Source organism: Synechococcus sp. N5, from assembly GCF_900473925.1.
Lineage (GTDB): Bacteria > Cyanobacteriota > Cyanobacteriia > PCC-6307 > Cyanobiaceae > Parasynechococcus.
This window is the reverse complement of record NZ_UCNI01000007.1, coordinates 154,589-177,092: the sequence shown is the minus strand read 5'-3', so window position 1 is coordinate 177,092 and position 22,504 is coordinate 154,589. Positions and strand designations below refer to the sequence as shown.

The 22,504-nt window shown below is 57.0% G+C and carries 28 protein-coding genes; 11 read left to right on the top strand and 17 right to left on the bottom strand.

The genetic code is table 11. From position 1 onward, the window contains the following. Positions 1-1,170: 1,170 nt before the first annotated feature. Positions 1,171-1,350, bottom strand: a complete 180-nt coding sequence (locus tag DXY03_RS09140; protein WP_115010125.1) for a hypothetical protein — start codon at positions 1,348-1,350, stop codon at positions 1,171-1,173. Here DXY03_RS09140 and DXY03_RS12830 point away from each other — a divergent pair. After that, the gene (locus tag DXY03_RS12830; protein WP_371637736.1) at positions 1,349-1,807 is read left to right on the top strand and encodes a tyrosine-type recombinase/integrase; all 459 of its coding nucleotides are present in this window, start codon (positions 1,349-1,351) and stop codon (positions 1,805-1,807) included. The genes DXY03_RS09140 and DXY03_RS12830 overlap by 2 nt on opposite strands. An 822-nt stretch (positions 1,808-2,629) precedes the next feature. Here DXY03_RS12830 and DXY03_RS09130 read toward each other — a convergent pair. Further along, complete coding sequence (locus DXY03_RS09130; protein WP_170952026.1) at positions 2,630-3,151, bottom strand: hypothetical protein; 522 nt, start codon at positions 3,149-3,151, stop codon at positions 2,630-2,632. Between the two features lie 1,217 nt (positions 3,152-4,368). On the opposite strand from DXY03_RS09130, the gene DXY03_RS09110 reads away from it, so the two are divergent. Together DXY03_RS09110 and DXY03_RS09105 are read left to right on the top strand one after the other, a co-directional pair. Further along, entirely contained in the window at positions 4,369-4,710 is a 342-nt protein-coding gene (locus DXY03_RS09110) for a tyrosine-type recombinase/integrase (protein WP_371637735.1), read from the top strand. Between the two features lie 67 nt (positions 4,711-4,777). Further along, positions 4,778-5,236 (top strand): cupin domain-containing protein, encoded by a 459-nt coding sequence (locus DXY03_RS09105; protein WP_115010121.1) that lies wholly within the window; start codon positions 4,778-4,780, stop codon positions 5,234-5,236. A gap of 539 nt (positions 5,237-5,775) precedes the next feature. Here the strand turns inward: DXY03_RS09105 and DXY03_RS09100 are convergent. Continuing rightward, positions 5,776-6,231 carry a DUF3750 domain-containing protein gene (locus DXY03_RS09100; protein ID WP_115010120.1) on the bottom strand — a complete coding sequence of 152 codons (456 nt, stop codon included), beginning with the start codon at positions 6,229-6,231 and terminating at the stop codon, positions 5,776-5,778. Between the two features lie 386 nt (positions 6,232-6,617). Between DXY03_RS09100 and DXY03_RS09095 the strand changes: the two genes are divergently transcribed. Both DXY03_RS09095 and DXY03_RS09090 read left to right on the top strand, forming a co-directional pair. Then, the gene (locus tag DXY03_RS09095; protein ID WP_115010119.1) at positions 6,618-6,971 is read left to right on the top strand and encodes a hypothetical protein; all 354 of its coding nucleotides are present in this window, start codon (positions 6,618-6,620) and stop codon (positions 6,969-6,971) included. Between the two features lie 205 nt (positions 6,972-7,176). Further along, entirely contained in the window at positions 7,177-9,396 is a 2,220-nt protein-coding gene (locus tag DXY03_RS09090; RefSeq protein ID WP_170952025.1) for an FAD-dependent oxidoreductase, read from the top strand. Between the two features lie 16 nt (positions 9,397-9,412). Here DXY03_RS09090 and DXY03_RS12335 read toward each other — a convergent pair whose 3' ends face one another. The 3 genes from DXY03_RS12335 to DXY03_RS11900 all read right to left on the bottom strand — a co-directional run bounded on the left by DXY03_RS12335 (position 9,413) and on the right by DXY03_RS11900 (position 11,051). After that, positions 9,413-9,640, bottom strand: a complete 228-nt coding sequence (locus DXY03_RS12335; protein WP_115010117.1) for a hypothetical protein — start codon at positions 9,638-9,640, stop codon at positions 9,413-9,415. A 244-nt stretch (positions 9,641-9,884) separates the two neighbouring features. Further along, positions 9,885-10,523 carry a VapE domain-containing protein gene (locus tag DXY03_RS12825; RefSeq protein ID WP_170952023.1) on the bottom strand — a complete coding sequence of 213 codons (639 nt, stop codon included), beginning with the start codon at positions 10,521-10,523 and terminating at the stop codon, positions 9,885-9,887. A 243-nt stretch (positions 10,524-10,766) separates the two neighbouring features. Beyond that, a complete protein-coding gene (locus DXY03_RS11900; protein ID WP_136987671.1) occupies positions 10,767-11,051 on the bottom strand; it encodes a hypothetical protein in 285 nt (94 codons plus the stop codon). A gap of 569 nt (positions 11,052-11,620) precedes the next feature. Here DXY03_RS11900 and DXY03_RS09065 point away from each other — a divergent pair. The 3 genes from DXY03_RS09065 to DXY03_RS09060 are packed head-to-tail and all read left to right on the top strand — an operon-like array spanning position 11,621 to position 12,693. Beyond that, the gene (locus DXY03_RS09065) at positions 11,621-12,106 is read left to right on the top strand and encodes a hypothetical protein (protein WP_136987670.1); all 486 of its coding nucleotides are present in this window, start codon (positions 11,621-11,623) and stop codon (positions 12,104-12,106) included. Between the two features lie 13 nt (positions 12,107-12,119). Then, entirely contained in the window at positions 12,120-12,275 is a 156-nt protein-coding gene (locus DXY03_RS12630; protein ID WP_244272375.1) for a hypothetical protein, read from the top strand. 19 nt (positions 12,276-12,294) lie between these two features. Continuing rightward, positions 12,295-12,693 (top strand): DUF2808 domain-containing protein, encoded by a 399-nt coding sequence (locus DXY03_RS09060; protein ID WP_244272374.1) that lies wholly within the window; start codon positions 12,295-12,297, stop codon positions 12,691-12,693. A gap of 29 nt (positions 12,694-12,722) precedes the next feature. On the opposite strand, the gene DXY03_RS12765 is transcribed toward DXY03_RS09060, so the two are convergent. Next, entirely contained in the window at positions 12,723-12,857 is a 135-nt protein-coding gene (locus DXY03_RS12765; protein ID WP_256377248.1) for a hypothetical protein, read from the bottom strand. Positions 12,858-12,975: 118 nt separating this feature from the next. After that, positions 12,976-13,191 (bottom strand): Nif11-like leader peptide family natural product precursor, encoded by a 216-nt coding sequence (locus tag DXY03_RS09055; protein ID WP_115010114.1) that lies wholly within the window; start codon positions 13,189-13,191, stop codon positions 12,976-12,978. Positions 13,192-13,274: 83 nt separating this feature from the next. Between DXY03_RS09055 and DXY03_RS09050 the strand changes: the two genes are divergently transcribed. Continuing rightward, positions 13,275-13,991 carry an SDR family oxidoreductase gene (locus DXY03_RS09050; protein WP_115010113.1) on the top strand — a complete coding sequence of 239 codons (717 nt, stop codon included), beginning with the start codon at positions 13,275-13,277 and terminating at the stop codon, positions 13,989-13,991. On the opposite strand, the gene purB is transcribed toward DXY03_RS09050, so the two are convergent. Both purB and DXY03_RS09040 read right to left on the bottom strand, forming a co-directional pair. Further along, positions 13,949-15,244, bottom strand: coding sequence for an adenylosuccinate lyase (purB, locus tag DXY03_RS09045; RefSeq protein WP_115010112.1), 1,296 nt, complete (start codon positions 15,242-15,244; stop codon positions 13,949-13,951). The genes DXY03_RS09050 and purB overlap by 43 nt on opposite strands. Before the next feature lie 224 nt (positions 15,245-15,468). Continuing rightward, complete coding sequence (locus DXY03_RS09040) at positions 15,469-15,807, bottom strand: P-II family nitrogen regulator (protein WP_006851285.1); 339 nt, start codon at positions 15,805-15,807, stop codon at positions 15,469-15,471. A 125-nt stretch (positions 15,808-15,932) separates the two neighbouring features. Between DXY03_RS09040 and queF the strand changes: the two genes are divergently transcribed. Then, positions 15,933-16,322 (top strand): preQ(1) synthase, encoded by a 390-nt coding sequence (gene queF / locus DXY03_RS09035; RefSeq protein ID WP_115010111.1) that lies wholly within the window; start codon positions 15,933-15,935, stop codon positions 16,320-16,322. Here the strand turns inward: queF and DXY03_RS09030 are convergent. The 4 genes from DXY03_RS09030 to DXY03_RS09015 form a co-directional block, all read right to left on the bottom strand. Further along, positions 16,310-17,596, bottom strand: a complete 1,287-nt coding sequence (locus tag DXY03_RS09030) for a cytochrome c biogenesis protein ResB (protein WP_115010145.1) — start codon at positions 17,594-17,596, stop codon at positions 16,310-16,312. The two genes, queF and DXY03_RS09030, sit on opposite strands and share 13 nt — an antisense overlap. Positions 17,597-17,601: 5 nt before the next feature. Further along, complete coding sequence (locus DXY03_RS09025) at positions 17,602-18,291, bottom strand: cytochrome c biogenesis protein CcdA (RefSeq protein WP_170952029.1); 690 nt, start codon at positions 18,289-18,291, stop codon at positions 17,602-17,604. A 78-nt stretch (positions 18,292-18,369) separates the two neighbouring features. Further along, a complete protein-coding gene (locus tag DXY03_RS09020; RefSeq protein WP_115010109.1) occupies positions 18,370-19,608 on the bottom strand; it encodes an FtsW/RodA/SpoVE family cell cycle protein in 1,239 nt (412 codons plus the stop codon). Positions 19,609-19,717: 109 nt separating this feature from the next. Further along, positions 19,718-19,918, bottom strand: coding sequence for a hypothetical protein (locus DXY03_RS09015; protein ID WP_115010108.1), 201 nt, complete (start codon positions 19,916-19,918; stop codon positions 19,718-19,720). 96 nt (positions 19,919-20,014) lie between these two features. Here DXY03_RS09015 and DXY03_RS09010 point away from each other — a divergent pair, with 96 nt between their 5' ends. Then, positions 20,015-20,821, top strand: a complete 807-nt coding sequence (locus DXY03_RS09010) for a TlyA family RNA methyltransferase (RefSeq protein WP_115010107.1) — start codon at positions 20,015-20,017, stop codon at positions 20,819-20,821. A 57-nt stretch (positions 20,822-20,878) separates the two neighbouring features. Here the strand turns inward: DXY03_RS09010 and DXY03_RS09005 are convergent, their stop codons facing one another. The 3 genes from DXY03_RS09005 to DXY03_RS08995 are packed head-to-tail and all read right to left on the bottom strand — an operon-like array spanning position 20,879 to position 22,098. Then, the gene (locus DXY03_RS09005) at positions 20,879-21,079 is read right to left on the bottom strand and encodes a phycobilisome linker polypeptide (protein ID WP_006851140.1); all 201 of its coding nucleotides are present in this window, start codon (positions 21,077-21,079) and stop codon (positions 20,879-20,881) included. A gap of 5 nt (positions 21,080-21,084) precedes the next feature. Beyond that, the gene (gene apcB, locus DXY03_RS09000; protein WP_114989511.1) at positions 21,085-21,573 is read right to left on the bottom strand and encodes an allophycocyanin subunit beta; all 489 of its coding nucleotides are present in this window, start codon (positions 21,571-21,573) and stop codon (positions 21,085-21,087) included. A 39-nt stretch (positions 21,574-21,612) separates the two neighbouring features. Beyond that, on the bottom strand, positions 21,613-22,098 hold the full coding sequence (locus DXY03_RS08995; protein ID WP_114989510.1) for an allophycocyanin: 486 nt from the start codon (positions 22,096-22,098) through the stop codon (positions 21,613-21,615). Positions 22,099-22,504: the final 406 nt, after the last annotated feature.

The window sequence follows — 22,504 nt, the reverse complement described above, 5'->3', positions numbered from 1 at the left end:
CTTGAAATTGCCAAAGCTGCTTGCGGTACTTCCAACCAGCTCGGTCCAGAGCAATCCCAGCCCAGATGGATGCCGCAATAACCAAAAGCAGGAGAAGGTTTTTCATCTGCTTCTTAGCCGAACTCCCAGGTCACGAGGATTGCCATAGAGGTGAGGACAAGGAAAAACAACCAGTTCCCACCGGCCCCGAAAGCGAAGATCGCCGCGATGACCGTCGCACCAAGAGCGACCTTTAGACGCTCATCCATCCTCTGACCTGCGATCTCGCCGATACCGATCAGGGCTGAAAAACCAAATGATCAGCCGGGTGGTGAACCAGGCGAGCAAGACGCCCAGAACTGTCGAGACAAGCGCCTCCACAACAAGTATTCAGAGAACATCAGCCGGAGCTGGATGTCTTCAATATGCCGTGCTTATCAAGGGCTGAAGGACGACCGTTAACGGTCAGTCGCGAACTGATTCGTCCTTGTCTTTTGGGGCCTCGACTTGAGGCTCAGGCTTGGCTGCTGACTTTGAAGCTAGAGAAGCCTCAAGACGCTGCAGCTGCGCTTCACGCAGTGCGGCGGAGATGCTGAGGGTGTGGTCAGTCATCGATTGGCGTTTCCAAAAGCGGAGGCGCATTGCCTAATGCTGTTGAAAGGGGGCCTACGGGTCAGAAGACTGACGAACCATAAGGAACTACAGGCAGCTGACTAGCGAGCATTAATACTTAGGGTCAGCAAGCCCTGACTGCTCAAGCTCTTGGACAGATGTGGGGGTGACGCTGCCCCCTTAGTCAATGCGCCAGTCAGCTCATGTATTCAGCTGAACAGTTGAGCCAGAACTGAATCACTACGGGACGGGTCAAGTCCAGCTTCAGAACGACTTGATTTGCGTCGAAGCCGGGTTGCGTGGGGAAACTGCACCTGGCTTTTTCGTGCGCAATGGGAGTTACGGCTACTTAGAAGCGTCCATAGGAGGAGCGGCGTGTTCTCTTGCGGTAGATGCGCTTGTAGCGGCCACCGCTCTTGCCATGAACGATTGGGAGGATGGGCTTTCTTGTCCACCAATCCAGTGCCTGACTCTGGGAAATAAATCCCCACAGTCCTCTAAGGGGTTTCCACAAAGCCCCGGCACCAAAGACCAGAAGGGCAACGAGCAGAAGAACGCCGATTACGTCCAAGAACATGGCTAGACGAGCGGTTGGCCCTCAGGCAGATAAACGCTGTCGGCGATGGTCCGCAACACCATTGAGCAGGCGTAGTCATCTGCGCCGTATTCCTCTTTCCAGGTCTTCACCAAGAGCTTCAGGTCGTAGTCGGCTTGTTTCAGAAATTCGTCGGTCGGTTCCCAGAACGTGGCCTCGTCCATGGTGGAGGGGTGTCAGTCCTTAGTTGTAGCCATGTTTAAGGAAGGGCCCCGCTACGGAGACAATCCTGCCAAGGCTGGCGGCGAGAGGTGGCTTATGAACGCTCAGCAGCAGAAGGTGGTGCAGTTCAAGCCAGACGCATCCACCGTTCATGCCGAATGGATGGCGCTGTTCGAGTCATTGGGCCGCGGCGGTCCTGAGGGCTGGCTCTTTCCAAGTAATAAAAGGAATGGGCCATTGACCCCGCAGGGGGTGGCCGCTCGCATGGCCAGATGGGGAAAGGCTGCCGACGTGCACCTCTACCCGCACCGTTGCCGCCACACCCATGCCACTCATGCAATTCGGCGGGGGGTGGATGTTTTCACGCTCTCGACGACGCTCGGCCACAGCTCGACGGGAACCACGTCTAATTACGTTCTTGCTGAGCCTGGTGAGAGTTCATCTCTCCGGCTGGGTTAACGGGCCTTTTTGATCCGGCGGTCTACCGGCACGTGCCGGTAAATCGGCCAGGCCGGGGCAGGACTCTCGTAACAATCAAAACTCAGATTGCGTCGCCAAACTCTGCGGAGGCTGTTGCGCTGAGTGTCGAAGCGCAAGGAAAGGTAAAACCGGTAGCGACCGTCGCAGACCAGGTCACCCCCTGCGAAATGAGAATCATTTGCGCCTTCAAGCTGTCGTTATGACTGAAGCGCTGAAACTCCCTTATTCGGTTCAAGGGCGCGGAACCGTTGAGTCCATTGGCAATCACTTTTATCGGGTTTGTGGCCCTGCGGGCTGCACCGTTGTGATGGGCCTTTCCAATGCTCTTTATCTGAGCCGGAATGTTCCTGAATCAGCCTCCCTAGCTGATCCTTAAGCACTCCCTGGTGGCTCTGAACTGACCGGGTGGAGCTGGTCAGTTCAGAGCACTGGCAGCGCCGTGGTCCCCATAAGGGTCCCAACTCCAATTACTACGAGCACAAGAAGCAGCATCCACTTCATCGAAAAACCCCAAAAAAAGCCCCCTGGTGGGGGAGCTGATACGTCCGAGTTCACATGCTGAGGACGGCGGTCAGTTGTGGATCAATGGGTGAGTGAGCCCTCACTTCCCTTAGTGGAAGACGGCGAAGAAGGGGAAAGCTGTCACCACAACGGTGATGGAGCTGTTTCTTGTCGCAGTTCACGGCTCCGTTCAAGTCGTTCGTCGCTCCCGTATGCCCAAGAATGGGTTCCTGCCAGACGGTTCGGACAGCTCTGTCAGGACCGTTATCCGGTGGCCTCCGCGCGATCACCCTGCTCTTGTCAGTGGTGTCGACCCTCCTCTCCAGCAGCACCTGGCTTCAAGGCACTGCAGATGCCGCAATGCTTGCGGTCCTTGTCCTTGAAGCTGTCGCAGTGCTGAACCACGTCCCTGCGGGTCGTGCGCTCGAAGTCCTTCCACCGTTCGCGGCACAGCTCCAGAACGTCAGCCATGGCGTCTGAGAGTTTGTCCTCCTGCTCTTGTTTGAACAGGGCTTCCAGTTGCTCAGAGGCGTCACCCTCAAGGTTCCAGCCGCCGGTGTTCTGAAGAATCAGCAGCTGAAGGTCTTCCTCGCGGCCTTCGGTCTCAAGAAGCACCCGCTTGTCGGTCTTGGACTCTTTCCGCTTGAACCACGTCAGGTTGATGACCTGGCTGAACGCCGCGGGCAGTGCTGTGCTGCCGCGTGATGCTGCGACCGCACCTTCACCCTGACGGCTGTGACCGCTGTGGTGCAGCACAATCAGCGTTATGGAGTGCGGAGCGCAGACCTCTTGAACGTCCTCCTTCAAGCCACCCTCGGGCATTCATCGAGCGCGACCACTGGTCATTACGTGGCTGCTAACCCTCGGGACAGCAGTTCTCTGCGTCTTGGTTAGTGAATTGATCTCTTGACAGTGACGCTTTATTAGGGCTGTTATTTCAACCTTCTTCCGATGCTCAAGGCTCTTGGGTTGTTGTTGAAGCGGCTATTCCTCAAAAAGCCTGATCAGGCAAATGGACCAACGCTCAAAGAGCGTGCTCATCAGACAGTTCGTGCTGATCAAGAGTCCGAGATTCACAGAGGCCCAAAGGGTGGCTTGTATCGAGTCGATGCCAAGGGAAGAAAGGTTTATCTCAAGGCTTCCGAGCAGCCCAAGCAAGGAAAGCCACGTCGGGCGAAACGGCGTCGTACCAAAACTTCTTAAGTGGAATTAAGGGCCTTTACGCAGTGCTACCCCTTACCCCATTCATTCAAGTGGTCGCTGAGAAGAGTGGAACTCAATTTAAGTTGTAAGTGATACACAAGGTGCTTGTCCTCCAGAGTTATAATTTCAGTGCTCCGGTTGATTTGCACCTCTGAGAGCGGCGAAGTCACCTCTATGTAGGCGGTGGTTTCGCTTGCTAAGTGCTGTGCTTGAACCTGGAGTCGGCGACGCTGCGTAACGTGATTGAGCTAGCAGAGGATAGCTAACACTTGCGCCTTGCTTTGACTTTTAAGGCTCGCTTATTGCGCCATACGGCGAGATAACCCCCAAGCCCTAAGCCAAACAGCAGAAGAAGAGGACTCATCTTCAGTAGCAGCTCATGGCTTCATAGTCGTCTAGTACCCGATCTACTCGTGGGGCGTATTTTTCGACAACTGACTCTCTCGCTAATACTCCTTCTGCCTCGTAGGGAGCCATTCTCCTCACCATGCAGTTAAGGACTTCATCGTTGACAAATTCTGCATGACATCTTTCCTTGGCTTTCTCCATTGCAGGCAGGATGATTGCGTTTTGACTCGCTAGGGCTTCGGTATCCATAGCCGCCTTCAAGCGCGCAGCAGCCCTTTGTATGGCTTCGCATTGGACGTAATCTGTAGCTTGAGAGCCAGGCGCCAGGCAGAGAAGCGAAAGCAGTAGTAGCCGTTTCAAATCAAAAGTCTCAGCATGCCATCCAGTCTGGCTAGGAACTGAGGCATGCCCAACAAGAACCGCAGCTTTCAGGGGCGCCAGAAAAGGCTGGTGGTGAGGGGTGGCTGTATTCCGAGCAGCAGCAGAAGGTGGTGCAGTTCAAGCCAGACGCATCCACCGTTCATGCCGAATGGGTGGCGCTGGTCGAGTCGTTGGGCCGCGGCGAGCCTGGCGACTGGCTTTTCCCAAGTAATAAAAGGAATGGCCCATTGACCCGTCAGGCGGTGGCCGCTCGCATGGCGATGTGGGGACGGGAAGCAAACGTCCGGCTCCACCCGCACCGCTGCCGACACACCCATGCGACTCATGCCATTCGGCGCGGGGTGGACGTATTCACCCTTTCGGCGACGCTCGGCCATAGCTCGACGGGAACCACATCTCACTACGTTCTTGCTGAGCCTGGTGAGAGTTCATCTCTCAAATTGGGTTGATGGCCCGTTTTGACGTAATGCGTGTTGCGACTGTTTAGGTCAGAATTAATCCAGCATCACTTCTTGGATGAAGCGCCTTCTCGCATTTGGCACCATTGCCCTGGCATTAGTTGCATGTAGTCCAAAACAAAAAGCTGAAACATCGTCAGCTTCAACAAAGCCTTTAATCCAAGAGGTTTTTATCAGTTCTGAAACTCTGAATGGAACTGCTCTTAAGTACCCGGCAGGTAAGCCAGAGTTGCGCCTTTACCGAGTCGAGATTCCTGCTGGAGGAAAGATTCCTCTCCATACTCACCCAGCCCCAATGATGGTTTATGTACAAGGTGTGAGATCTGGATCTTTACTTAATACTCGAGTTCAGTCTGATGGTACTGAAATTAAAACCGAGTTCAAGCCTGGCGAGGCGTTTGTTGAAGGTGCCAACGAGCCTCATTACGTTGAAAATGTTGGGAAAGAACCAACTATTGTTTGGGTGACAGTTGCCTCTGTCGAAGGCATGCCTACAACAGAGTTTATTGACGAGTGATTTTGACGTAAAACAGCTTGCGACCATCTCGGGTCAGCCCTGATGCCCCGGAATTAGAGCAACCTGCAGTCGTACATGTTTAGGAACATACCCCAAGGGGCCCAGCTTATTTCATGTGTTCCACGGACCTTGACTCTGCTGTCTTCTCTAAGAGCAACAACTTTATTCAAATCTTGACTGCTGTATGCGCAGAATAAGCGCCCAAATTCACTGCCTCCCTCTATAATCACGTTTTCGTTGTCAACTTTATCTACTCTTCCAAATACAAGAGCTTTTTTGTTGTGATAGATCTTTTTGGCAGCCAATTAATTCATTTTCACTAAAAAGCTCGTGAATTGCATTGACGTTATAAACAGTTATTTCGGCGAGTGCTTTGGGGGTGTGAAACCCTGCAGCAAGTACCAAGAGGATCCCAGTTTTTTTGAGGAGTTTCACTGGTTTCACACGTCATCATGTGATGACTGTACTTTAATCAACGATCGTTTGGGACTCTGTACTTGACGTAAAGCTGGTTGCGACTGATGCGGATGAACGTGTCGTCAGAAAATCTGCTTTCGGTTTGTATTGGCTGGATGTTTGTCTGGCACTGGAAAGTTTCTGCCTATTGCTCTTGAGCAGAGGGTTGTCTTGTCTTGGACAACCCATTGGGCAAATGTGTTGCTGTTCGGTCCAGGCCAGTATCTGTACTCATTGATGAAGGGATAGGTATCTGGAGATGATTCAATTTTCTCGATTATCGATATAGCCTCTTCGTCTATCCACTTTTGAATTAATTGTGATGGCCCGTTGCCAACGCCTTGGTAGGGAGCCAGAAGATTTTTATGAAGGTGGCCCCAGCATGAATTGTTGCAGTGAGCTTCTTGCCATATCTCCCATCTATCGCATTTCTGAAGCTTGTTGCCCTTACCGCTATGAAATACCAGTAGCCAATAGTGATCAGCAATGATTCCTGGGATGCTGGGAATCTTTGCGGCGCGAAGCTCGACTCTGCTCAAGCTTGCCTCCTTAGGGCATTTGTTCTTTTGCGAAGGCTAATTGCTTTAAGAGCTGCTGTCAGTTGCTTTCAGTCGCTCTTAGTGATGATGAGGCTAAAAAAGGGGTCGGCTATTCACCAGTCCCCCTTTCTTTATTGATTGCAAGGGTATCCCCAGCATCTCTATTTTAGTATGGATTAGTGCTTGTTTTTGGGTTGTTTTTGATGGGGAATAATCCCCTTACCAATGATTTCCAGCGATCTCGTGAAGGTCGTACCTGTTCTTGCGTCTACTCACCGGCGTTACCCGGAGACGTTGCCCGAGGTGCTGCCGCTGTTTGCGTCAGTCCTGAAGATGACCCACCGGGAACTGCTCGTTCACCTATGGGAGGAGGAGGCTGACTGGCCATGGCACGAGCCACCGCAACAGAAACAGCGGACCGGGTTGAACTCCTCGCCGGAATGATCCTGGCCGGGTCTAACAACACCGAATGTCTCGTATATGCGAGACAAACATGGGGGGTCTCCAGAGCGCAGGGCTACAAGCTCGTGAAGAGGGCCTTGGCGCAGATCAAGGACGACATCGACGCCACTGGCATTGATCGGCAGGAGCTGCTGAGCTGGGCCATCCAGACGCTCATCACCGCGTCAGGCCAAGCCACGAAGCAGAAGAACCCCGGCGCTGTGGTGGCCTGTATCTGCCAGCTCGATCACATGACTGGTACTGGATACAACTCCCATCACGGCCACCTACGGCGTTAAATCGAATGCTGTTATTCAGCACTCGCTAGAAGGGCTTTCGCTGTGATCAGATCGATTACTAAAAGCGTAAATTTCTCGAAATACCGATTCCAAACGCGGATTTTCTTGCTTTGGAAAATCCCCTTACGGCCTTGCACCGGCATGCCAAGGCCAGGGCTATGCAAGCCGAGCGCTTTCCCTCAGAATGGCGAAAATCATTACTCCGATGGCCAGTTTTAGCTTAGTCCTCAAAAAAGTAGTTCAAAAGGCAAAATCTGCAGCGAGAAGTGCTAAGTCAATTGCTTATAAACATAATTATCAAAGAGTGCAATCCCTTAATTATCCCCGTTTGCAGGGCGCAAGTCCAAAGCCTGCCAATGAGGCTGAAAGATTAGATGCAGTAACTGGCTTGAACCAGGCCAATTCAGAGCATCAGCCAGAATTAGTAGCTCTGCGTAATGCTGCAAAATCTTTATTGAAGATGCCAGTCGCTTTTATTGGTTTTATTGAGAGTGATGAGCAGCGTTTGCTGACTGTAACTGTAGCGCCAAAGGATGATCAGTCCTGTGAGCCATTGGACTTCAAGGAGATGGTTACACCTCGAGAATGTTCAATATGTCAGTATACGATCATGGAGAATCATCATTTGGTGATTCCTGATCTCAATAATTTTTTAGAGTATGGCGATGGAGCTAATTATCCAGACGAATTTCTAAAGCAAGCCAAGCAAGTAGGTGGATATCCAATCCCATGGCCTGATGGGGCTGGAGGTATTACGCTTAAGCCAGCTCATTTTTATGCCGGGGCAACAATACGTACATCGAAAGGGCTCCATGTTGGGACATTTTGTGTTATTGATGTTGTACCTCGACCTGATTTTGGTGAGCGTGAAGTCGAAGTTCTCGAAAATCTTGCACAACAGGCAGCTGATTATCTAGAAGAACGCGCTCTTTTGCGACGTCCTGCCAACTTTCAGCTTCTTCAGCACCTCAGTAACGTTGAAGAGGTACTGCCAAAAAACACGATCTGGGATGCAGTCGTGATTGGGGGAGGACCGGCTGGTCTAACGGCAGCCTGCCGATTGTCTTTTCAAGGACTCAGTGTGGCTCTAGTCGAGCCGAAACAAAGCTTTGGTTCTCCAACCGGTGTAAGCAGCAAAGTGCTGCGAGAAGTCGCGATGGACCAAGGTGTGTCGACCTCATGGGACGATGTTTTGGCAATACGGCGACTGATTGATCAGAACGATACCAAGCGAGTTGCATCGCAACTTAAGCGCTACGGCGTCACATTTTTCAAAGGGACTGGAGAGATTATTGGCTGTGATGCCGATAGCATTACCAAAGTAGTTGTACGGGATAGCGCCGATGTGGTTGGTGAGTTATTGGCTCGCAAGGTTGTAGTTTCCACCGGATCTAAATCTCGACGTTTAAATGGTATCCCTTTTGATAAAGCGGGCTTTTATGATTCAGATTCGATTGCCTCTTTGCAAAGCAAGCCTGAAAGTTTGTTTGTGCAAGGGACGGGAATTATTGCTTTGGAGTATGCCACTATCTTTGCTGAAATGGGTGTTCATGTCTGCGTTGCTGCTCGCGGTTCACGTGAGCAGTTATTGCCAATGCTTGATAGGGCTATGCGTGACGCTCTGATTGCTGATTTAGAAGCAAAGGGAGTTGAGTTGATTTACCAAGCTAATGTCAAATCTTGGCGTACTGATGCGCAGATCCCCGTAGTGGATCTTGAATTGCCTACGGGCATCATTACGCGCAGCTTCTCTGCTGTGCTCTCGGCAGTTGGCCGCGTTCCGACTACTCAGGATCTAGGTATAGAGACTTTGCTCGATGGGGATGGCGGCTCTGGTTACAAAGAATTGCCGCTTCTTGATAATCAGCAGCTGGAAACTTCAGCTGGATCGGTTTATTTAATTGGCGATGTCTCTGGTAGTGGCTTGGCCTGCAAGGCTGTCATGCAGGCTCAGGGGCTAGTTGATCATGTATTGCCTTCGATGGTTTTGAGAAATAGGAAGTTATCTAAATCCGATCAATCTCATGGCAACAGTCCTTCGATTGTATGGGCGATTCCTGAGTTGGCATTTGTAGGCAGCACAGAAAGTGAAGCTACTGAGAGTTTCGGCGAGGAGGGGATATTCTCTATCGTGGCTCCTTTCGCTGACACTATTCGTGGGCGACTCAAAGCGTTGCCATCTTCATATTTCCTAAAGTTGGTGTGTCTAAGGCAGGACGGCCGCATCTTGGGCGTGCACATCTATGGGGAAGGCTCCTCTGAGTTGATCCATCTGGGTGCTTCTTTAGTCGCCGATGGCAATACTGTCTTCGACCTTCAGTACAAATCATTCCCTGCTGTTACCTTGCATGAGGTATATCGCAATGCTGCAATGTTGGCGATCGACAAACTCTCTGGCTTAGCAGATTTGCTTCGAGAGTCGTAACAGCAGTTACTTCCAGTCAGTAGGAGGAATCTTTGAAGCCGTAGCGACTCATGAGTTCCTCTGTTGAGATCGGTGTGCCGGACCCCTCCGCGAGCCCGGGGATGCATTTGAACTTGATCTCTCGGTACAGCTTTTGGAGCGCAGAGCCGTTTTCTTCGCACTGCTCCATCGATGCCTGGGGCACCTGATCGGTAAAGGCGGCCCCCCTCGTAACGAAGAAAAAGATCAGGTAGATGACTTCCATCGTTTGGTGCTGCCTATTGCTGCATAGCCATGCCTGACACCTTCGGCCTCACATCACCGGTGTCGTCGTCGTCCCCATCAGGGTCCCGACGCCAATCACTGCGAGCACCAGAAGCAGCATCCACTTCATCGAAAAACCCCAAAAAAAGCCCCCTGGTGGGGGAGCTGATACGTCCGAGTTCACATGGTGAGGACGGCGGGGAGGAGTGGATCAAAAGGTCAGTGAGTCCTCACCGGATGGCCATTTAGCTACTCCAGCTTTGGTTAACTTTTGGTTGACCAGTATTTGTTCTTCCCATTGAACCCGGACAAGCAGCACAAAAAATTGCGCAAGCTCGCTTGCCGGGCTCAAGAGTGCTTGACACGAGAAGAGGCGCAGAAGATTTTGAGGAAGGCAGACAAGGCCCACCGGAAGCTGTCTCAGGGCTGATTAGCGCAGCAGCCTCTTCTGCCTCTGATTGGACGTAAGAACGATTGCGAAAGAAGGCCCCCAGATCCACTGGGGCGCAGGGGGCCAGTGAGGCGTCGCGATCCAGGGAGACCCTGGCCAGCGGCAGCTTCTTGTCGGGCATGTCGATCAGGCAAAACCGGGTCGATCCCGTTCGATCGGTGAGCGGACTCCTGTTGGCCGTTCCCCAGAACACTGAGCGTCGAGGGATGCGCTCCGTGCCCTTGCCGTACTTCCGCTGGCAGATGTCGGTCGTCCTGGAGATAAACGCCTTGAGCCTCTCCGCGCTGGTCTTGCGGGTGAAGCCGTCGAACTCAGCGAACTCAACGGCCCAGCAATGAGCCATCAGGGTCACGTCGTCGCCATCCATCGCTGAACGGATGCCGTCGCCGTACCACTGGTCGCTGAACAGAGCGCGCCCTAGCCGCCCTTGCAATACCTGACTCTCTCAGGAGACAACGGTGGGTCCCAGCCATCCCTGGGGGTGAACACGCAGATCGCTGAAGGGATGGTCTGAAGCAGCAAGCAAAACGCAATGACCAGCAAGGCGAAGCCTGTGCCGGGGGCGTGGATGTTGGCTTGGAACCAGGGTTTTTGAGCCATGTGATCAGTGTGGCGCTGACATGTAACCGCGTCTCGCCAGATGCGCTCCGGAAAGAGAAGCATCTTGATGGTGACATCAGTCGGTCGACAGAGGATCGGCTGAGGTTGGCTTCTGGCTGAAAGCTCGTTTTATTGGGGCAACAGCTATTGCAACGTGGTCCGCACCCTCAAAGACCAATGGTTCGCTTTGGCGTTGGGAGCCACTGCGCTCATTGCATTGTTCTGGCTTGAGTTGCTTGCCACCTAACAAGGATTCTTGAAACCAGATGTTGTCCTCACCCTGCTCTGTTTGGTTGATTGCTGTTGGGGTGCTGCTGACTTGTGCTCCGGCTGCTTGTTCTGACGGGTGGGTGAGTTGCAATCATGACGCTTCCACAGGGCAGCTGCTCTGGCTGCGGGGTCAGTCAACGTAGCTTCTGAGGAATGCTGAGTACCGGCCAGGTGCAACCAATCCTGATCTGGGTACATGCTTGGTGAGCAATGAGCAAATCCGTCAAGCTCATGGTCTGATGTTTTGATCACTGCTTGGCTTGGTCCTGTAAAACCCTGCTTATGAAGGTGATTGGCCCTTTCTTCAGGCCAAGATTTTGAATTTCAGCGATTTCTTAAGCGCCTGATCTGTGGGATCACCAGAAGATCCATTAGTGCGAATGTGATCAGGCAGGGGATAAAACCTTTTCCCACAACATTGCAAATCCAGCGTTCCTGATCTCATTGGCAGATCACCAATTCGGAGAACCAGAACAAACCCACCTTTGCTGCAAATGACGTCAGGGCAAACCGCCATTCCGATGCGCTCAGACGCAGTTTGAACGGCACAGCACTCTTGAAAGTGCTGAAAGTCTGATGGCGGAACCGCGCACAAGCGTAGGCTCAGGCTGCGTCTGATGCGTCTCGTCTTTGCTGATTCGTCTGCTTCTCGCTTCTGCCTTGCTGGCTTCCTGGGCAGCCCCTGCTCGAGCGATTTCGCTTTCAGCGCGCACGGATCGGTTGATTGATCGGCTTGAGCAGTTGGGTGTTGTGATCGATCGGCTCGAGCGGTGTGGCCCCGGGGCCGAACGCGCCGCTTACAACATGGGCGTGAACCGTCTCTGTTTATCGCAGGGGCTGCGCGATCAGCCAGGGCTTCAGTTGGATGTTCTGACCCATGAGGCGATCCATGTCGTTCAAGATTGTCTGGATGGTTTGGAAACGCCATCGTCTTCCACGATCAGCTTGATGCTGCAGGCGCAGGGTGGTTTCAGCCCCGCGCAGGTCGATCGGTTTTTGACACATCATCTCGACCGTTCTACGGCTGCCCACGTGCTCACGGTGACCCAGTCGCTCGGGCCGCTGCAGCGCCAGCGGGAAGTGGAGGCCTATGCGCTCCAGGGCCAGACCGGCATGGTCGAATCCTTGCTGGCCAGGCATTGCTGATCCCCATCGAAGGATGGAGCTTGATCCTGTGATGTTGTTCTGTTTGATCGGGCTAGGGTTGATTGATTCGTTGGAACAATTGGGTGAAGCACCAGTGGATTGCGATGCTTTTGTGGGCTCCACTGATGTGGCTGTAGGTGCCCTTATCATTCGCGCAAGCGTTGTTTGATCGTCCCCCAAACCGGGTGATGATTCACAACCCTGAGTTAACTGAAGGCTTGCGCAATCGCACCACGATTACAGTTGTGTTTCCTGAGGATGCTGGCAACGCCTTGGGCGCGATTGTTTTGCGGCAGTTGCCCAATCTTGATCGGTGGGATTGGGGTCGCCTGGAGCCTCGGGTTTATCTCGGCGATTATTCCCTTCGAGGCAAAGTAGTAAGAGGATTGGCCACGGCTGTTGTCTCAGGCCCTGAGGAGGATCTGAGTATCCAATTCAATCCAGCGATTGAGCCGGGGCACACTGTGAATGTTGTTTTTCGTGGATTTAATCCTCAGTCAAGTATTTATCAATGGTCAACAGAACTCATGGCGGATGGTGAGGACCCCGTCCGTTATCTCGGACCCACCTTGCGTGAACGTCTATGAGCAGGATCCGTACTGTTAGTTTTTGATGTTTAGAGCAAGTTTGGGTAGGCATTGAGGAGTCCCCAGATCACCAGTGCGGTGATCGAGGCAAAGATCACGGCCGTCCATGCCGCCAGATCGGCGTTGTTGGTGGACCCTTGCAAAAGCTGAAGAAGGCGTGCCATCAGAAGGAATGCAAGCCCTTCGGTTCTGGCTCAGCTTGAGGGCAAATTCCAGTCTTGTATGCGAGTCCTCATACGGTTTGGGGGGCTCGACAGATACGAACGCTGTGCTCCAGACCTTTTAGTGATATTCCCCGGGGTGCTGAATCTTGGTGACGCTGACGCCGGAGGAACTCTTGCCGGAGAACCGCAGCAGTCCATCGCCGGAGACTTCATAACCCAGTTCTTGGGCAATCAGGGCCGCAGCATCGGCGCTCACGGCCTGCAGCACTTGCTCCCTGAGCGAAGGATCTCTGGAGATGTGAGCAAAAAATTGCTGGAGTTGGTCCGTGCTCATGCGGTTGGGGATGTCGTGTCGATTCTGCCCGGTCTGGTGTTTCCTCTTGCCTGTTGACTGGTTCGCAGATCAGGTCTGATGGGATGACGCAACTCGCGGTGTCTGGCGCCTCCGGCAAAACCGGATGGCGCGTGGTGGAGGAGGCGCTCAAGCGTGGTCGATCGGTCCGAGCCATTGTTCGGCCTGCTTCCGTGCTGCCCTCTGCCCTGGCCCAGGCCGAGCAGGAGGGGCGCTTGGAGGTGCGTCGCCTGGAGCTGGACTCGGCGGAAGCGTTGCTCCATGCGCTGCAGGGCTGCACGGAATTGGTCATCGCCACGGGTGCTCGCCCTTCGATCAACCTGGCCGGCCCCTTGCAGGTGGACGCTTGGGGCGTGCAGGCTCAGGTGCAGGCCTGCCGCTCTCTGGGGCTGAAGCGCGTGGTGCTGGTGAGCTCCCTCTGCGCTGGCCGTTGGCTGCATCCCCTCAATCTGTTCGGCCTGATCCTGGTTTGGAAGCGGGTGGGGGAGCGCTGCCTGGAGCGCAGCGGTCTTGATTGGACTGTGATCCGGCCTGGAGGCCTGAGTGAGAACGACAGCCGCAGCGCCAAGGAGGGAGTGCTGGTGACCGACGCCGATCAACAACAGAGCAACAGCATTCCTCGCCGCCTTGTGGCACAGACGTGCCTGGATGCTCTGGAGCAGCCTCAGGCCTGTGGTCGCATCCTGGAAATCACCAGCTCCCCCTCTCAGCCCCAGCAGCCGCTGGGCCAGTGGTTGGATCAGATTCCCAGCCGCTCCCAGATCACGCCCAGATTCTCCTGATGCAATGCGGTGCTGAAGCAGTCCGCCAGCTCCGCCGCGGAGAGGCGGCTGGTGACATCTCCATCCGCTTCGAGGTTGGCGCGGAAGTCGCCGCCGGCAGTGTTCCAGGCCGTATGGGCGTTGCGTTGAACGACCCGGTAAGCCTCCTCTCGGCTCATGCCGGTGCCCACAAGAGCGAGCAAAACCCGCTGGCTGAACACCACACCGCCGTAGACGTTCATGTTGCGGCGCATGTTATCGGGGTAGATCCCAAGACCCTTCACCACGCTGGTCATCTCCCGCAGCATGAAGTGCAGGGTCACTGAGCAATCGGGAAGCATCATGCGCTCAGTGGAGCTGTGGCTGATGTCGCGCTCGTGCCAGAGGGCCACGTTCTCAAGGGCAGCAATGGTGTAACTGCGCAGCACCCGGGCCAGACCGCTGATCCGCTCACTGCGGATCGGGTTGCGCTTGTGGGGCATGGCGGAGCTGCCCTTCTGCCCCTTGGCGAAGTTCTCCTCCACTTCCAGCACGTCGGTGCGCTGGAGGTTGCGAATCTCGGTGGAGAAGCGCTCTAGGGAGGCGCCCACTAGGGCGAGGGTCTGCACGTAGTCGGCATGGCGATCCCGGGAGATCACCTGGGTGCTGGCGGTGTCGGGAGTCAGCCCGAGGATCTCGCAGGCGATGGCTTCCACCTGGGGATCGGTGTTGGCATAGGTGCCCATGGCGCCGCTCACCTGGCCCACGGCCACATCCTGCTCAAGCCGTTCCAGCCGGATGCGGTTGCGCTCGGTTTCCGCCAGCCAGCCGGCCACCTTGAACCCGAAGGTGATCGGTTCGCCGTGAATGGCATGGGAGCGGCCGATCATTTCGGTGCCCTTATGGGCCCGGGCCAGTTCGCGCAGGGCATCGGCCAGGGCATCGAGTTCGGTGCGCAGCAGGGCCACGGAACGTTTCAGCTGCAGGGCCACGCCGGTGTCGAGCACGTCGCTGCTGGTCATGCCCACATGGATGTGACGTCCGGCATCACCAACGTGCTCATTCACGTTGGTGAGGAAGGCGATCACGTCGTGGCGCACCTCGGCTTCGATTTCGAGGATGCGCTCCACCTCAAAGCTGGCCTTCTCCTTGATGGTGTCGAGAGCCTCTTGGGGCACGCGACCGAGCCTGCAGTTGGCTTCGGTGGCAGCGATCTCCACATCAAGCCAGCTCTGGAATTTCGCCTGCTCACTCCAGACGGCTCCCATCTCAGGAAGGGTGTAACGCTCAATCACCGGCGCGCTCGGTTGAACAACCCAACAAATCTATGGGTCCGCCTCCGCGCGACTTGCTCTCAGCGCTGGGCCTCAATGCGTCGCGTTGCTTTCGGGATCTGACTTGTCTTGGAACCCTCCCCTGGATGTTCAGTGTTTAGCTCTCAAAATTGCTCCTAAGAATTCACTGGCCCGGAACCGATGGGGACCGGGCCAATCCTGAACAGTGATCTGGCGTTCTGAGCTCAGAGAGCCGTGCTGTCGCGGTCGCCGGTGCGGATGCGAACCACTGATTCCACAGGGCTGATGAAGATCTTGCCGTCACCGATTTCACCGGTGCGGGCGGCATCGGCGATCGACTTAACCACCTCTTCGACGCGGTCGTCCTCGACCACCACTTCAATCTTCAGTTTTTGCAGAAATTCAACGGTGAATTCCGAGCCGCGGTAGCGCTCCACCTGACCTTTCTGGCGGCCGAAGCCCCGCACCTCGCTCACAGTCATGCCGATGATGCCGGCCTCAACCAGCGCCACCTTGACGTCTTCCAGCTTGAAAGGACGAATGATTGCTTCGACCTTTTTCATGGGGGGAATACGGATCTGGTTTCAAGGATGCCGCGGTTCTCAGAGCCGTGCGTGGCCGCTGTTACAGAACGCTGCCGAAGCTTGACTTCCTAGGGTCGCTGATCAGAACTGGCCCCTACAGCCCTTTGACCCAGACCCCGCTCTACGGCGAACGCGCCATCGCAGAAGCCGAGCTGATCTGCTTTGACAACCCCCGGCCTGGGCGCCCCTACGAGGTGGCGATCGAGCTGCCGGAATTCACGTGCAAATGCCCTTTCTCCGGCTACCCCGATTTCGCGGTGCTGCGCCTGATTTATCAACCCGGGCCGCGGGTGGTGGAGCTGAAGGCGATCAAGTTGTATGTGAACAGCTACCGCGACCAGTCGATCTCCCATGAGGAGGTCACCAACCGCATCCTTGATGATCTGGTGGCGGCCACTGATCCGGTGTGGATGCAGCTGGAAGCCGATTTCAACCCCCGCGGCAACGTGCATACCGTTGTGCGGGTGAGTCACGGCACCCGTCAGCCCTGCTGATCGACCACCCCCTGCTGCACCAACTGAGGCAATTCAGTGGCGAAGGCGGCGAGGTTGCGGTTGCAGAGGCCACCCACGCTGAGGGTTCCATCGGCTGCGATGGCCCACAGCTGCCGGGTGGCCACGAGGCTCAATCCACCGCCCACCAACAGCACCGCGAAGCCCAGATACACCAGCGGTACTCCTGGATCACGCTTGAGCAGCAGTCCGCTGGCCGGCAGCACCGCGTCCACCCGCATCGGCAAGCCCTTCACCTCAGCGGCGGGACCACCCGGTCGCAGTCGGGCGAGCTGTTGACCGTCCGCATCGAACACCGTGGCAGGTCCCTGTTCGCTCTCCAGGCTCAGAAACACCGGTTCGGTTCCATCGGGGCGTGTCGGTAGCACCAGGCCCCAGATCTGATCACCAAGCTCCGGATAGGTCTGTAGCGGCAGCTCAAGCACGGGGCTACGCCCGATCTGCAAGCTGATCGTCGCCAGTGACCAATCGGCCTGGTAAATGGTGATGCCCCGGTGCCGCAGCGGGTGATTCACGCTGATCTCGGCATCCAATCTTTGGTTGGGGCCCTGCAGCTGCAGAGCGGAGCGAAATTGTTCCGTGCGGCCCGCCGGATCCCGATCAATGGCGAAGCGGTCCAGGGTGATGGTCAGTTGGGTTGTGCCATCGCGATCCAGGAGATCGAGGCTGCGGCCGGGGGCCAGGAAGCGCTCCAAGCGGTTCCCCGCTAATGCCCCCCAGGCTGCGCCAAGCATCAGCAGCACCAGGCCGGTGTGCACGAGCAAGGGCCCCACCCGGCCAATGGCGCCGCGTCGGGCCGCCAGCCGCTGGGGCTTGCGTTGCACCTGCCAGCCGCTGGCCCGCAGCACCGACTCCAGCTGCGTCAGAGCCCGGCTGGGGTCAGCACAGAGCTGGCTTTCGGCGATGGCCAATTTGCTCAGCTGGCGTGTGGTGCGGTAGTCGATCCAGCGCCGGGCCGCAATCAGGGCCGGCCACTGACGGCGCCAACTGCAGAGGATCAGGGCGAGACCCAGCCAGGCCAACAGGGCCAGAAACCAGCCGCTGGAATACACATGATCGAGCTGCAACTGCAGCACCTGTTCGCCGTTGAGTAGCCCCAGCCAGGGGGTGTCGGCATAGGCATCGATGTAGCTGGAGGGCGGATCCCCCTGGGGTATGCCGGTGCCCACGGCACTGGCCAGGGCAATCAGCAGTAGAAGCACGATGGCCAGCCGCAGATCGCTGAGCCAGGCGGCCAGGCGTTTCAGCAGTGCCATCCCCATCAGCTCCAGCGTGCCAGCAGGGTGAGCAGACCGCTGGTGAGCAGCACCACTCCGCTGGCTGGCGGCACCCAGCGACTGATGCCCCGCAGGGCGAGCAGTTTGGGAATGGCTGCTGCAAAGGTGCCCGCCAGCAACAGGGGCAGCACCTGACCGATGCCGAAGCTGCTGAGCAGGGCCACCCCTGCCAGGGGACGTCCGCTCTGGGCAATCCAGCCCAGCAGGACCGCCAACACGGGGGTGGTGCAGGGTGAGGCCGCCAGCCCGAAAGCCAGTCCTGCTGCAACTGGTGCCAGCGGGGCCGGCACCTTCTGACGCCATTGCTCCGGATCCGGGCCGCTGGGCAGTGGAATCCGCAGCACGCCCAGCAGGTTGAGCCCCATCGCTACCGCCAGGATCGCCACCAATGTGGGGATTAGTGCGGGCACCTGGCCGTAGATCCGGCCCAGCAGTCCGCTGATGCTTCCCAGCACCACCAAGGCACCGACGATGCCGCCGCAGAAGGCGAGGCTGCGCTGCCAGGCCGGTTGGCCATCGTCAAAGCCCGCCAGGTAGGCCAGCGTCACCGGCAGCAATGACAGGGAACAGGGCCCCAGGCTCGTGAGGGCGCCGCCACCAAACACCAGTGCCAGCGTCAGTGGACCTGGATCCGCCAGGGCGCTCTGCAGCAGCTTTTCGCTGCTCTGAGCCATATCGGAGAGCAGCAGCAGATCCACAGGTGCCCTTGAGTGTGCAAAGCCTATCCAGGCAAGCCTGTCACCAGACCAGGCTCAGCGTTGACGCAACGACCGTTGTCGCCCATGGGATCGCCCACCGATCAAGCCGGTGGATTCCAGTGAACAGCGGATCAGCAGGCCCAGGATCACCAGGCTCGACATCAGCGAGTTGCCGCCGTAGCTGATCAAGGGCAGTGGCAGACCGGTGGTGGGCATCGCCCCAGAGGCCACCGCGATGTTCAGGATCGACTGGCCCACCAGGATCGTGCTGCAGCCGATGGCCACAAGCCGTGCCTGGTTGCTTCGGCAGCGCAGGGCCACCCGCAGCCCCACCCAGGCCACCAGCATCAGGAACAGCAGCAGCAGCACCGAGCCCACGAATCCAAATTCCTCGGCGAACACCGCGTAGATGAAATCGGTGCTCTGGATCGGCAGGTATTGGAGCTTTTGGGTGGAGAGGCCATAGCCCTGCCCCATCCAACCGCCCGATCCGATCGCCAGCAGGCTCTGCACCAGCTGATAGCCATCTCCCATCGGATCGTTCCAGGGATCTAGAAACGACACCACCCGGATCCGCTGATATTCATTGATCAAAATGCTGGCGGTGCCCAGCAGCGATCCCGCAAGGGCGGTGCCCAGCAGGCTGCGCCAGCGCAGGCCGGCAGCTAGGGCCACCATCCAGAGGGTGAGTCCCATCAGGGCCGCTGTGGAGAGGTTGGGTTGCTTGAGGATCAGCAGCAACAGCCCGCCGAAGCTCCCCAGCCAAAGCAGCTTCTGGTCGAGGCTCATACGGTTCCAGGGAGCGAACAGGTTGGCTGCTTGCAGCACCACAAAGGGTTTCACCAGCTCCGAGGGCTGCATCTGCAGTGGGCCCAGCACCAGCCAACGGCTGGCGCCGTTCACCGTGGTGCCCATCACCAGGGTGGCGGCTATCAACAGGCAGCCCATCCATAGCCCTGGCCCTGACCAGCGAAGCCAGCGCCGCAGGTTGGTGGAGATCGTGATGCCCAGCAAACTCCAGCTGGCCATCAGCCAGATGGCCTGTCGCTTGAGGTAAAAGCCGCCGTCGCCCATTTCTCGCAGGGCCACCCACCAACTGGCGGACGCGAGCACCACCAGTCCTGCCACACTCCAGAATCCCGCCAGCCCCATCAGCAGGCGAGCTTCCGCAGGCCAGAGCTGCCAAGGCAGGGGCAGCAGCCGCTGGATCAGAGTCGACTTCTGAGCCTCTTGTTGCCCCCGTCGTCTGGAAGCTCTTTGGAGGGTTGTCGCTTGACCCAAACGTTTGCTCAAACAGCGTCAATGCTCCATTGAGCCGTGAAATGGTTGCCTTGCCAAGGCACTGATTGAACAGAATTATTGGCCGGGAGTCTTTGCAGGCGTTGGTGAGCAGCGGTTTCGTTTATGCAACGTTCAAGCGCTCATGCTCAACTTCCCATTGCACGTGGGATCCCCAGGATTGCTGGCGCACCCAGCAGCGTCCCCCGCGGCAGTGAAGAACTTGGAAGGGCGGCAGGTCGGAGGGCTGGTTATCGAGCCGCACAAAGCTGCCCGGCCGCAATAGCGGCACCACCTTGGCGGGTTTAGGGCGGTGGTTGGACACGTCCCTCGACGCGAATTGAGGAAATCCTCCAGGCAGAACACGTTCCAGCCGCTGGATCGCCGGTTTTCTTCGGGATCGGTCTGCTTTTATGTCGCAATGGCGTCCAAACAGCGTCTTGATCTGGAACTCCTGACCCGTGGATTGGTCAGTTCACGCCAACAGGCGCAGCAATTGATTCGTGCTGGAAAGGTGCGGGATGGCTCTGGCACCCTGTTGGATAAGCCCGGAACAGAGGTGACGCCGGAGCGAGAACTGCGGGTTGAGCAGCCCCCTCGCTTTGTTTCTCGAGGGGGCGAAAAACTGCTGGCGGGTTTGAAGGCCTTCCCCGTGACGGTGATGGAGCGTGTCTGCCTGGACGGCGGCATCTCAACAGGGGGATTCACCGATTGCTTGCTGCAGCACGGCGCTTCTCGTGTTTATGGCGTCGATGTGGGTTACGGCCAGACGGCCTGGAGCTTGCGGACTGACGAACGGGTGGTGCTGCGGGAACGCACCAACCTGCGCCATCTGCAACCCGACGATCTCTATGGGGCTGACGATCCCTGGCCCAGTTTGGCCGTCACCGATGTGTCGTTCATTTCCCTGCGGCTGATTCTTCCGGCCTTGCGTCGGCTGTTGCAGGGCCCCGACACCGATGCTCTGGTGCTGGTGAAGCCGCAGTTTGAGGTGGGCAAGAGTCGCGTCGGCAAGGGCGGTGTGGTGCGTGATCCTTCGGCCCACCGGGATGCCATTGAATCCGTGATTGCAGCGGCAGCAGAATCGGGGTGGCAGCCCCAGGGCTTGGTGGCTTCGCCGATCACCGGGCCGGCCGGCAACCACGAGTACGTGCTTTGGTTAGGGGAGGGAGATGCCGCTGTTCTTCCGGATCTCGATGCCTTGGTGGCGCAGACCCTCCAGAGTTGATGGCCAATAAAAAAGCCCGGTGTTGAACCGGGCCCGGAATTCGCTTTGGAGCGGAATTCAGTTGCCGACGTTGACCTGCTGACCCCCGGTGCAGAGCTCCACCTTGATGATGCGGCCACCCTGCTTTTGGATTCGCTGCTGTTCAGCGAACCAGCTGTCGTAGGGCACCCACTTGGTGAAGAAGGTGTTCTGCAATTCGCGCTGCGTCCGAACCTTTTCAGGGCTGGGAATGCAGGCGGTGACTTTGAACAACCGCATGGGGCTCAGTTGCCGAGTCCGGAGCAGATGTAGTCGAAGTAGACACCCATTTCCTTGCCAGCATCAGGGCCGACCAGTCCTGCGGTGACTTCCTTCATGGCCTGGATGGCCTGAACGGTGGCGCCGATGGGCACACCCAGGGAGTTGTAGGTCTCCTTGAGGCCGTTCAGAACACGCTCGTCGAGGATCGAGGTGTCGCCAGCCAGCATGGCGTAGGTGGAATAACGCAGGTAGTAATCCAGGTCGCGGATGCAGGCTGCGTAGCGGCGGGTGGTGTACATGTTGCCGCCGGGACGGGTGATGTCCGAGTACAGCAGGGCCTTGGCCACGGCATCGCGGATGATGGCCGAAGCATTGGCGCTGATGGTGGCGGCAGCGCGCACGCGCAGTTCACCACTGGCGAAATACGACTCGAGGCTGCTCATCGAAGCCGTGTCCAGGTAGAGGCCCTGGACGTCCGACTTGTTGATGACGTTGGTGATGGCGTCTTGCATGGATCCGTGAGGAGACGAGAGGGAAATTCAGCGAGCGGTTCAGGCGAGGGCGCCAACCACGTAATCGAAGTAGGTGCCGGCTTCCTCTGCGTCGGCTCCGGTGAGAAGGCCCATGGCGACGATCTTCATCTCGCGCACGGCTTCTGCCATGGCTTCCAGGGGAGTGCCCAAGGAGCGGTAGAGCTCTTTCGCACCGATCACGCCGATCTCTTCGATCGGAGTGACGTCACCGGCGACGATGCCGTAGGTGACGAGGCGGAGGTAGTAGTCCATGTCACGCAGACATGTGGCGGTCATCTCTTCGCCGTAGGCGTTGCCGCCGGGGGAGATGACGTCGGGACGCTTCTGGAACAGCTGACCACCAGCCTGCTTGACGATGCGCTCGCGGCTCTCGCACAGGACCTGGGCCACGCGCAGACGGCGTTGACCGCCGGTGACGAAGGCTTTGATCTGGTCGAGTTCGCCAGGGCTGAGGTAGCGGGCTTCGGCGTCCGCGTTGATGATCGAGTTGGAGACGATGCTCATGCAGTTCTGCCTCGAAACAAGCGGCCGCCCGTAGGAGACCGGTATCCGGTGAATAAAGGGTGATCCCGAGGGATCGGGTCTCAGACTAAGGGCTGAGACAGGGGGTCGAAGCGTCGGGAGTGAGACTTGTTCACAACGGTCAACACTGATCGTTGTGGCCCCGCTCCGTTGGGTTCGGCTGAGGCATTCTGCGCTGGCGACGGCCTGGGATTTTTGCCCGGGTAACAGTTCTTCACGGCATCGACCATGTCTGGAAAGCCGTTGCCATGACTGCGATTTGCGTCATGCTTCGAGAAGCTCCCAGGACGCACAAAATGATCCCGATGAAGCGGCACTTCACCGGGATCCAATAAGAACAACCGCTGGCAATTGGGGCTGTTGTTTGTCAGGAAAATGGCCGTTTGGC